General features: G+C 51.7%; 11 protein-coding genes. 1 reads left to right on the top strand and 10 read right to left on the bottom strand.

Features of this window, described 5'->3' with window-relative positions; genetic code table 11:
* The 7 genes from OEL57_RS09455 to OEL57_RS09425 form a co-directional block, all read right to left on the bottom strand.
* A partial coding sequence (locus OEL57_RS09455) for a hypothetical protein (protein WP_300739975.1) occupies window positions 1-858 on the bottom strand: 858 nt, incomplete at its 3' end.
* A 13-nt stretch (window positions 859-871) separates the two neighbouring features.
* Window positions 872-1,123 carry a hypothetical protein gene (locus tag OEL57_RS09450; protein ID WP_012470056.1) on the bottom strand — a complete coding sequence of 84 codons (252 nt, stop codon included), beginning with the start codon at window positions 1,121-1,123 and terminating at the stop codon, window positions 872-874.
* 116 nt (window positions 1,124-1,239) lie between these two features.
* Window positions 1,240-1,434, bottom strand: a complete 195-nt coding sequence (locus OEL57_RS09445; protein WP_300739967.1) for a hypothetical protein — start codon at window positions 1,432-1,434, stop codon at window positions 1,240-1,242.
* 300 nt (window positions 1,435-1,734) lie between these two features.
* Window positions 1,735-2,163 (bottom strand): hypothetical protein, encoded by a 429-nt coding sequence (locus OEL57_RS09440; protein ID WP_300739965.1) that lies wholly within the window; start codon window positions 2,161-2,163, stop codon window positions 1,735-1,737.
* Between the two features lie 17 nt (window positions 2,164-2,180).
* Window positions 2,181-4,781, bottom strand: a complete 2,601-nt coding sequence (gene clpB, locus OEL57_RS09435) for an ATP-dependent chaperone ClpB (RefSeq protein ID WP_307726495.1) — start codon at window positions 4,779-4,781, stop codon at window positions 2,181-2,183.
* A 135-nt stretch (window positions 4,782-4,916) separates the two neighbouring features.
* On the bottom strand, window positions 4,917-6,692 hold the full coding sequence (locus OEL57_RS09430) for a M3 family oligoendopeptidase (RefSeq protein ID WP_300739963.1): 1,776 nt from the start codon (window positions 6,690-6,692) through the stop codon (window positions 4,917-4,919).
* Window positions 6,693-6,761: 69 nt separating this feature from the next.
* Complete coding sequence (locus OEL57_RS09425) at window positions 6,762-7,385, bottom strand: TIGR04282 family arsenosugar biosynthesis glycosyltransferase (protein WP_300739960.1); 624 nt, start codon at window positions 7,383-7,385, stop codon at window positions 6,762-6,764.
* 124 nt (window positions 7,386-7,509) lie between these two features.
* On the opposite strand from OEL57_RS09425, the gene OEL57_RS09420 reads away from it, so the two are divergent.
* The gene (locus OEL57_RS09420) at window positions 7,510-7,800 is read left to right on the top strand and encodes a hypothetical protein (RefSeq protein ID WP_300739958.1); all 291 of its coding nucleotides are present in this window, start codon (window positions 7,510-7,512) and stop codon (window positions 7,798-7,800) included.
* Between the two features lie 208 nt (window positions 7,801-8,008).
* Here the strand turns inward: OEL57_RS09420 and OEL57_RS09415 are convergent, their stop codons facing one another.
* The 3 genes from OEL57_RS09415 to OEL57_RS09405 all read right to left on the bottom strand — a co-directional run.
* A complete protein-coding gene (locus tag OEL57_RS09415; RefSeq protein ID WP_300739956.1) occupies window positions 8,009-8,596 on the bottom strand; it encodes a hypothetical protein in 588 nt (195 codons plus the stop codon).
* A gap of 60 nt (window positions 8,597-8,656) precedes the next feature.
* Window positions 8,657-9,124: a hypothetical protein gene (locus OEL57_RS09410; protein ID WP_300739954.1), complete on the bottom strand. Its 468-nt coding sequence runs from the start codon at window positions 9,122-9,124 to the stop codon at window positions 8,657-8,659.
* A 61-nt stretch (window positions 9,125-9,185) separates the two neighbouring features.
* Window positions 9,186-11,164: CARDB domain-containing protein (locus OEL57_RS09405; RefSeq protein WP_300739952.1), on the bottom strand; the 1,979-nt coding region annotated here is incomplete at its 5' end.

The following is an 11,164-nucleotide window of genomic DNA, read 5'->3' as shown; positions in this document are numbered from 1 at the left end:
GTAGAAAACAGGCAGAGTCAACAAGGTGCCAACAACCATTGTGGCGATGCCTGGAACCCGTTTGACCCAGTATTTTGGGGAGAAGCCGAACATACGCATGAAGATAACAACCCAGATAATCCAGACAGAGTAATCAACCGCAGCGTCTGGCAGGGCCAGCTTGTTTTTTACCAAGGCAACCTCAAGGATAGTTACGACAGCCAGAAGAGTAAACATCCAGTTGAATTTTTCGGATGCCTGGGTCTGCCAGTTGCGGCTATCCGGTGCTGGAGCTTCATTATAGGAGTGATTGTGAGTGCCCAGGGCAGAGAACAGGATGGCAAACCAGATACCGGCGTTATGGAACAATAATGAGGAGTGGTTACCGGCGATATTGGCAATACGGGCCATCGGGTCGCGGATAAAGTCAGCAGCAATTCGCATCAGGAACAGGTTGACGATAACTGAACAGGCAACAATAACAGCAAGGGTAAATATCCTTCGTGGTAGTAGATAGGGGTCAACCCGATCAGGAAATCCAAGAATGAAGGCGAACCAGATTAGGTACATGATCAAAGGGATGCCAAAGCAGATGCCATAGACCGAGTTACCGGCAAAGTCACCGCTTTGCGCGTAGATGATAAACTTGTCTTTTATGGTTGCGTCAGTGTTTGCAGCCCGAACGACATCCTTGGGAACGGTCTTGAGGTGGGGCAGCAGACCCATGGCATACCAGCCATGATCACCCTGGGTGGTGTCAACAACCCAGTAGTTTTCGCCCATCATGTCGTCCAGACCCTGGAAAATACGCATATTGAAGGCGGCACAGATAACACAGACCACCAGAAGCAGTGCAGCGTGGGATAATTTCATCGGCATGACAGATCTCCTCCTAATCCTTGTGAGTGGTCCAGAACATTGAGACCGCATTGGCGGCAAACAGGCCATACAGCCACATGGTGTTCCAGGCCGGACCGGACCAATGACTGCCATGTCCGCCACCAATGACACCTGCAGCAACAATAATACCTACCATAGCGGTGAAGGAAACCATGGCAACTGCCCGCAGGATTGAACTGTTACGCCAGGTGTGACGTTCCAGTTCCTCGATCCGCTGCATCAATTCAAGCTCTCTTTGGGTCATGTCTCTTCTCCTTTGTAAAGGTAATGACTGTAAACAGTATGGTCACTGTAAGAACTATCAAAAGCGTTGCCGGGTCTGTCTTGCTCGATAACATGTAGAGCATGGTGAAATTCCTTTCAGGCTGCAGCTACCAGCAGCATCTCTCTCTGGGGATAACGGTCTGCCAATTCCTGGTATTTTGCGCATTCACAGTAACGTTTACTGCAGTAGCGGATGATCATGTTGACGTCGTGGGGTGAGATGTAGCCACACCCGACATCACAGAAATCATCATTTTTTCCATAGAATGGGCAGATTGGTTGGTTCGTCATCCTGTAATCCTGGTTGCATGTTAATGCGAATATGATAAGTGTTTAGCAAACAGCATGCCTATTTGTGAAAACACAATAAAACCAGTATGATATGCTTGTTGTGGCTAATGGTTAAAATAGATGAAAATATCTGATATCGGTATAAGATTCTGATATTGTTTGTAAAACATGAAATTGTTGGCGGGGTGTCTGTTTGCATAAATGCAAACAAGTAGTGGTCTGTCTGCAATGTTGCATAAATGCAAACAGAGGAGTCATGCGACTCCTCTGTTTGATTGGTATACGTCTGGACGTGGTGGATTAACGCTGATTCGTTAACGTTTTGCGCATGAGCAGGTAGCTGGTCTTCTGTTCTGCTTGGTAAAAGCTGAAAACCGGGCTGGCCTGCTTGACTTTGCCTGATACCGTTTTTTTGGTATGAGTCGGCGTTTTTACTACCTGTTTAACTGCAGTGTCGTGTCTGCCTGGCAGTTCTGCCAGTATGGCAGCAATATCACGTTGGGCAGCTACTGTTGCAGCACGTTTCGCCGTATGTCTGGGGCCTTTTCCGGTACCCATTACCAGAATGTATCCGGCTTTTTGTGCATCCTCAGCCTTGTCAGTCAGCTTAAGATTGTTCTTTTGAAGATACGCCGTAATCTCTGTGGGAATAGATTCATAAGCCTGTGCTGACATACTTACGTTGAGTAGAAAAAGCCCTGATAAAAATAAGCGGATACCATACTGCATACCGAGCCTCCTTACATTTAGTTGACGACCAGCTTTCCTTCTTCAAGTCTCACGCTGATTGTGCCACCGTCACTCACTTGTCCGGCAATAATGGCCCTGGCAACCTTTGTCTCCAGCTCTCGCTGCAGATAGCGTTTCAAGGGACGGGCGCCGTAGACAGGATCATAGCCTGCCCTGGCGATCTGTTTCAGGGCTTCGTCACTGATCTCCAGGTTAATCCGGCGCTCCTTCAGTCGTTCCACCAGCTGTTTGGCAAGCAGGCTGGCGATTTTGGTAACTTCGTCCAGATGTAGTGGTTTGAACAGTACGATATCATCCACCCTGTTCAGGAATTCTGGGCGGAAGGCATGCTTCAGCTCATTCATCACTGCAATCCGGGCTGACTCGCGGATGTCGCCGTCCGGGGTGATGCCTTCAAGTAGATGTGGAGCACCTATGTTTGAAGTCATTATAATTACGGTATTCTTGAAGCTTACGGTGCGTCCGTGACTATCGGTGACCCGTCCGTCATCCAGAATCTGCAGCAGGATGTTAAAAACATCGGGGTGGGCTTTTTCTATTTCATCGAACAACAGCACACAGTATGGTTTGCGGCGTACCGCCTCGGTCAGCTGTCCACCTTCTTCATATCCCACATAGCCGGGAGGGGCACCAATCAGCCTGGATACGGCAAACTTCTCCATGTACTCAGACATGTCGATCCGCACCATGTTTTCTTCTGAATCGAACAATGATTCAGCAAGGGTGCGAGCCAGCTCGGTCTTGCCAACGCCGGTGGGTCCAAGGAATATAAAGGAGCCGATTGGCCGTTTGGGGTCCTTAATACCGGATCTTGCCCGCAGTACGGCGTCTGCCACCAACTGCACCGCCTCATCCTGACCCACCACCCGCTGGTGCAGGATCTCATCAAGTTTCAGCAGTTTATCCCGTTCCGTCTCAATTAGCCGCGTCACCGGTATCCCGGTCCAATGGGCCACGATCTCGGCAATCTCGTCCTCGGTTACCTCTTCACGCAGCAGTTTCTGACCACCCTGTTTACTGTTCAGAGCTGCCTCTTCATTCTTGAGAGCTGTTTCAAGACCAGGCAGTTCAGAATATTTCAGTTTGGAGGCCTGTTCCAGATTGTAGGAGCGTTCTGCCTGATCAATCTCGCGGCGGGTCTTCTCGATCTGTTCTCTTAAGCCCTGTACCCGCTGGATCGCAACTTTTTCCGTATCGTACTGGGCCCGCATGGAATCGGCTTTTTCCTTCTCATCCACCAGTTCCTTACGCAGCGCCTCCAGACGTTCGCGGCTGGCCTGATCCTTTTCATGCTTCAGCGCCTGCTCTTCTATCTCAAGCTGCACTACCCGCCGGGAGATGGTGTCCAATTCAGACGGCAACGAGTCGATCTCAGTGCGCAGCATGGCGCAGGCCTCATCTACCAGGTCAATCGCCTTGTCCGGCAGGAACCGTTCAGTAATATAGCGATGGGAGAGGGTGGAGGCAGCCACCAGGGCATTGTCCTGGATCTTGACCCCATGGTGTACCTCAAAGCGTTCTTTCAGGCCACGCAGGATCGAGACCGTATCCTCCACCGTGGGCTGATCCACCAGTACCGGCTGGAAACGACGCTCCAAGGCAGCATCTTTCTCTATGTTCTGACGATACTCATCCAGGGTAGTGGCACCGATGCAGTGCAGTTCACCTCGGGCCAGCATCGGTTTCAGCATATTACCGGCATCCATGGCCCCTTCAGCCTTGCCCGCTCCCACAATGGTATGCAGTTCATCAATAAACAGAATAATCCGGCCTTCAGCCTGTTTTACCTCATTCAAAACCGCCTTGAGGCGTTCTTCAAACTCGCCACGGTACTTTGCGCCGGCGATCAGGGAACCCATATCCAGTGCAAAGACGGTCTTGTCCTTCAGACCTTCCGGCACATCACCTTTTACGATCCGTTGGGCCAAACCTTCCACCACCGCGGTTTTGCCTACCCCAGGTTCACCAATCAAGACCGGGTTGTTCTTGGTCTTGCGAGAGAGGATTCGGATTACCCGGCGGATCTCCTCATCACGCCCAATAACCGGGTCCAGCTTGTCAGTACGGGCCATCTTGACCAGGTCGCGACCGTACTTCTCCAGCGCCTCATAGGTCTCTTCCGGGTTGGCCGAGGTTACTCGCTGATTGCCTCGCACTTCAGTCAGGGCAGCCAGTAGCCGTTCCTGGGTAATGTTGTGCTGTTTGAGTAGTTTGCCTGCACCGCTGCTTTCCCCTTCAGCCATCAAGGCCATCAGCAGGTGTTCAACCGAGATATAGTCATCCTTCAGTCGTTTGGCTTCCGCCTCAGCAGCCACCAATAAACGGGAAAAGCGTTGCGATACATGGATCTTGCCCGGCTCTGCACCAGGTCCGGATACCCGTGCCCTGCGGTCAAGTTCAACCTCGGTGGCCTTGAGCAGGCTCGGAACATCCAGATCCATTTTTGCAAGAATGCGGGGAACCAGACCATTTTCCTGATCCAGCAAGGCCCAGAGCAGATGTTCTCCATCCACCTCAACATGGCCGTATGATGTTGCTTTGGCTTGAGCTGCTCCTAAGGCTTCCTGAGATTTTTGGGTAAGACGATTAATATCCATGATTGTGTTTCCTTTCATACATGCGTGCAGCATCTGTCTAAGAGGTAAACACGGTTTGGAGGTAAGTCAAGGAGAGGGCAAATAAAAAGGGACGGTTGTCCGTCCCTTTCTTGGCACATTTTGTTTGTTGTTTTGTCACACCATTCCTTTTAGCTCCTCAATCAGCTCACCCAGAAAGTCATACCCCTTCTGCCAGAACCCTGCTGATTCAATGTCAATGCTGGCCAGCTTGGCTGTGTTGGCCGGTGACAGGGCGCCGCCTGACTCAAGCAGTGCCCGGTAGCCTGGTTTAAAGGCATCACCGGTTTCACGATACTGTTGGTACAGAGCCAGCACCATCAACTCGGCAAAGGTGTAGGAGTAACAGTAAAAGCGGCTGTGAATAAAATGGCTGATGTAGGACCAACCCCAGGCGTAGGCCGGGATCATTTCAACGCTATCACCAAACAGTTTGCCGTTTTCCTCAAGCCAGAGCTGACTGATCCGCTCATTGGAGAGCAGCCCGTTCTGGCGCTCAGCATGCAGCCGCATCTCAAATCGGGTCAGCACAGTCTGGCGGAAGGTGGTGGCGATGATATCCTCAATCTTGGCGCACAACAGGGATTTACGGACTTCTGGATCTGTTTCAGTATCCAGCAACATGCGGGTCAAGAGCATCTCACCAAACACCGAGGCGGTCTCAGCCAAGGGCAGGGGTGCATGGTAGTTAAGGCTGTTTTGTTTCTGGGATAGCACGAAGTGCAGGCCATGACCGGCTTCATGGGCAATGGTGGCGATATCACGCAGGTTATTGGTGAAGTTGAGCAGCAGAAACGGTGGATCAACCGGAGAGATCCCCATGGCAAAGGCGCCGCCTGATTTTCCCTGGCGGGGTAGCACATCCACCCGGCGTTCGTCAAAGAAGGCCTGGATAATCTCACCAAACTGCGGATCAAAATTACGGTAAGCGGCAACCGTCAGATCACGGGCCTCATCAAACTCATACTTCTTCTGTGCTTCTGCCACCGGTGCATAAACATCGCAGTTGCGGATTTTGTCCATACCCAGCATCTTGGCCTTCAACCGGAAATAATCCTGGGCCAGACCATAGTTGGCTTCGGTGGTCTGCATCAGATGCTCCACCGCCTCGTCAGTCAGTTCATTACCGATATTGGTGGGCTGGATGGCTGAACCGTAGCCACGCAGTTCCATCTCCTGGCCATGATCCAGGGTCATGGTGTTGAAGACCGTGCCAAAGACCAGGGCATTGCCGGATTCAGCATGTTTTTCCAGAAAACAGGTCTGGGCGCTGAAACGGACATCAGCTGATGGGTGATGCAGAAGGGAGAGCAGTTCTTCACCGGTGAAATCCTGCAGTTCTCCTTCAAATTCCATCTGATACTTTAGTGAGGCAGACAGCTCATCAAACAGCTTGGTAAAGGCACTACTGCCGGTCAGGTCTTTGCGGGTCAGCAGACGCTCTTCGTTTTCCTGTAACGTGTACGGCTTGAACTTGCGGATACCCTCAAGAAAGTGAACAAAAGGTGCGGCATCCGGCAGGTTGCAGAGCTGAGCAAACAGATCATCCGGCAGGTTCATCAGCTCCAGATCAAAGAACAACAAGGCCTGCGACAGACGGCTGCCCAGCTCTGAGCAACGTTGGGAAAGGGCGCGATGGGTCTCATTACCGGAATCAGAGGCAAACAGCAGGTGGCTATAGCAGAACGGCTTGGCCATACGGGTCTGCATCGCCTCGTATTCCTGCAGTGAAGCAAGTATTGAAGCAGCATCCAGTCCGGCGATCTTCTCAAAGTATTTAGTACGAAAGTCGTTAGCCAGCTGATCAAATGAGGCAAGATCCGCCTCAAGTTCAGCTGAATCAGGGGCGGGGTAGAGCAGGGCGGTGTTCCAGGTCAGGTCAGGTTGGGACATGTATGGTGGCTCCTTGTTGGGTTTCTCTGAGGTAGCCATCATTCAGGCTTTGGCCTGTTTTGTCAACGATCAGTCAATCTGAAGTTTTGCCGGATTGAGATACTGCAGATCTTCAACTGTATCAATGTCTCGCAAAGTGGGTAATAAGCCAACTGTCAGCCCAGCCTGTGCTGCAGCATTCAGGGTCAGATTAAGCACGTGTTCAGTGCTCCAGGGGATGTTCTGAAAGATTGATTCTGCAAAATGGTTCTGATTAAACCCGATCAGGCAGTAGCCGCCATCAAGGGCAGGACCAAGCACCATTGCGTGATCATTCAGCAGATAAAAGGCCTGCTGCAGATAGGCAGCATCAATGCCGGGAATGTCACTGCCGATCAGAACCGCTTGCTTCACATGTTCTGCAAACAGGTGTCTGAAGGCTGCTGCCATCCGGTCTCCCAGATCATTTCCCTGCTGAGGCAGACAGACCTGTGATGCCTGTAGCCATGCAGGCGGCAAAGTAGCTGGATCAGAGCCATCAAAGAACAAGGCCAGCGGTATGCTGCTGGCCTGTATCTGTTGAATCGTGTGATCAGCCAGCCTGCGATAGAGGTCACATGCTGCCTGATCACCGATATCCCTGGCCAGGCGGGTCTTCACCCGGCCAGGGATCGGGGGTTTGACGAACAGGGCTACTATTCTGTGATTGCTCATCGGTACTCCTGCATCAAGACAACTGAAAGGAGGGGGAAATTTGACAACTGTTCCGGCCAGCAGTAGAGTTGAGGCAGATCGGTTTATTACCGAATTAAACAGATTTGGCGAAAGGAGTATCCCCATGCGTATCTCTACACTGTTCTTTAGCTGTTGTCTGCTGTTGGTGCCAGTTTACGGGTTTAGCGCCCAGCATGAAGGACCGGTTGTGCCGCAGACTCAGAAGCCGGTCGGGATCAGCACCAGCCCCATCAAGGCCAAACCGGCACAGAAACCCAAATCAACCAGCAGCCGGGACAAAGTCTCCGCTACCGGATACGGGGAGGACCCCGGTGAAGAGACCCAGGAACGGCCTAACCCACTTAACAAACAGGGGCAGAACCGGCCTGCGCCGGTTAAAGCGCCGGTCAGATAACCACAGCAGAAAACTGCAGAACCGGATATGTCGCTTTCAGCTATCCTTTCATAAGCCCGTACAGTGGTTTATATCCCTCAATAAACAAAGCCAGCGGCCAGCCGCTGGCTTTGTTTCTGCTACACGAATCCGTTCCACCAGAGTTCAATAGATGCTGTCACCTATCTCTCTGGCCGTGGATTGATGCCTTGACGAATAGGGCAATCACTTATTCAATAACCCTGATGGCGTCAACTTTCACTTTCTTGTTGCCAGCTACCGTTACTTCACCTTTAAACAGATCGCTGGTGTCAGTGATTTTTGTCAGCTTCCAGGGATAGTTGCGGGCATCTTTCTGATCACGCGGGGTAAAATAGGTGTGGTGGGCACCGGACAACCCCTTGTGAAGTATAATGGTTCCGATCTTCAAGTCTTCCGGTGTTGCAATACGGGTCTTCCAGTAGTTTTTTGTCCAGAACTCTGCACCCTTGTAGCTGTCCATAAATTGTGCTTCGTCTTTGGTTTGTTCAGAAGGAGCTGTAATCATACGTGCAATAACGACATCTGATGCACCGCTCGTCCTTAAAGGACGGGTAGAGGCAAAATACTCATCAGCCTTTATAAAATGGGCGTCCATATCACCGCTGGGGGCCTGAATCGCTTTACCCGGCTTCCGGGAAGGTTTGGCGCTGTCAATAACATGATCAACAGTCTTATCAATGGTAATGGTAATTTTTTCGGTTGGTCTTGCGCAGGCAGCGCTTGAAAGCCCGAGAGTTATGAGAGCGGCCAGGATAATACGGTGAGTGTTAAGCATGTTTTCATTCTCCTTGTGGTGTGTTGTTTTGTGGTAAATGCCGTTGTCGGCGTAGTGCCGCTATTTCAGCAGTTTTTCCGGCATCATGCGATCCAGCAGCTTTACCAGATCTTCCCGTGTCTTTGCCTTGGGTTTGCCGGTTTCCTTCATATGTCCGATGGACAGTACTTTGCCTGATTTTTCATACTTGATAGCAATCTGGCCGTTGCCGGTGGCTTTGGTGTACAGGGCCGGCATTCCCTTATAGGTGAAGGATTCAGGCTTTTGGTGGTTAATGGTCTGCTGGAAACTCTTAAACTCTTTGAGTGGGTGCAGGTGCACGCCGATCACTTCGCCATCGGCAGCCATCCAGCCTGTCATGTAATTGCCGGGACGACCGTCATCTTCCTCCACCTCACCGCCAAAGGAGTAACCCGGCAGCTTGGCAGCAGCAGCCCATGACTTAAATACAGTCTTGGTTGGCCCGGCTGCAAAGGCAACAACACTGAACAGCAACATCATACAGGTAAAAAGTGCTACTCGTTTCATGTAGATTCCCCCATGTATTCATATGTAGTGTTTATTGTATGTAACATAAGATTGCCACTTGTCAACGGATCAAGCCCGGCTGCCGTGCCGGTACCGTTGGCAGCTGACGTTGTGGTACAGGCTGTTGTGGCTGGTACTGCTGATACTGTGGCTGACAGGTGCCATTAAGAATAACCTGCAGCCGCACCTGATTGTTGGCTTTGTTCAGTTCATCCAACTGGCCTGATTGGTCCAGATACAGGGTCAGGCTGTTCTGGCCGGGGCGTAGCAGCAGCTGTTCTGTCTTGCTCTGGCTGGTTCCCTGAGGCAGTTCTGACCACTGCTGGGGTAGAGGACGACTTGCTGCGGCGTTATTCAGCAGCATACTGGTAAAGGCTGGAGAGGCAGCAGTGCCACTATTCTGCACGCTATAGGTGATGCTGGTGCTACAGAGACCATTGCCTGCTGATTGCAGTTGCTGGCCGTAGAGTACAACAGAACCACCCCACTGTGCGGTACTGCTGCCAATGCTCAATTGAGGCAGGGCAACCAGATCAGGCTTGCCGGATACCGGCGGAGCCATGGTCCGGGTATGGGCCTGTTGGGCTGCAGCTCCGCCCTGCTGTGCAGCCTGACCGGCGCTGTTTCCGATGCCGGACTGCTGCTGTTGCATGTATGGATTACCCGGATTGGTAAATCCACCTTGACGATCAAATCCTGGTCCAAGATCGGGGGTGTTGGTCTGTGCCGGTGTGTGATAGCCGTCGACCGGTGTCTGGATGGTCTGTTGCACGCTGCCTGATTGCTGAGAGCTTATTGGAGTGACACCACCCCTGGCGCGTAGATAGAGTGATGAATTTTCACCATCAATGGTGCGGTTCAGTTGAAACTCGTAACGCAGATTATGTATCAGACGTGCTGCCTCAGCACGGCTTGTGCCAGGGTCAGTTGACGTTTGCCCGCCGGACTGTTGCAGGGCTGAAATCAGTTCTTCTTTGGAAGCATCCACAACGGCAATCAGTGGATCAGTTGTATCAAGAGAGATCGGGAACCGTTTGCCCAGTTGCAGCTTCTTGACAGTAGCGTAAAAACTGTTTTTCTGAGCGGTATAGTCAGGACGTTCTTCAACAATACAATTTACCAGCCTGACCGGCAGACCGGCAAACATGCTTTGATAGGTGGTGCTGCAAGCATATCCCTGTGTTGGACGGCTGCAGACCAGATCAACCGTTGCCGGTGAGATACCGCGGCTGTCATTTTTGATACTGCAGGGGATGCGGGAACCGCGACGCTGCAGATCACTGCTGATGATGGTTGCTGCCTCACGACCGACATGGTTGGTCGGTGTGCAGATCCCTTGTTGCTGAACCAGGCCCATCAGCCGGGTACAGGATTGATAGTTGTTCAGGCTGCTGCAGCTTAAGCCGGAGCCGCTTTCATGGCAGTAGTGATCGGCTGCATATCTGCGCAGCGGCGCAATAAAGGCCTGCTTGTTCTGTTCCCACAACTGGGCGCACCAGTCACGGTTTGTCTTGGGGTTGCCCAACTGAACCACCTGGGCCTGATGGCTGGTAATCCAGCGATCAACATGGGCAAATTTTCTGGTTTCGCTGAACTCACGTGTGCAGCGGCCAATAATCAATTCAGGCAGTTTCTGATCAATCCTCAGATTGGGATTACTTCGTTGCAGTGTCTCAAACTCTGCGCCAGCGCTGTTAACCAGAAACCGGAGCTGGTTGGGGTTGTTGTAGTCGTTGCGTTGGGTGGAAAGTTCTCCCAAGGCCGTAGTAACCACGTAGGAGCTCCAGTTGGCGTCAACCGCCCTGTCAAAAGCGCCCGCAGCAATATCAACCGCTGTTGAGGAGAAGGTGGTAACCGGAGGAACCACCATTGTAATGTTTCCTATGGTGACGGTCTTGCTCGGTACGCTGTAGATGGCGGGATTATGTCGGGCATTACTTTTAAGCTGGTTAAAGAGGGTAGTATAGGCGTTGGGGTCAACCAGTTTTTTTGCTGCAATCGCGTCTTGCAGCCGTGGTGCAAACACCCATTGATAGACAC

It is taken from the genome of Trichlorobacter sp. (assembly GCF_030247655.1).
GTDB lineage: Bacteria > Desulfobacterota > Desulfuromonadia > Geobacterales > Pseudopelobacteraceae > Trichlorobacter.
Note: the sequence above shows the minus strand (reverse complement) of the source record. Positions and strands in the feature narration are given on the sequence as shown.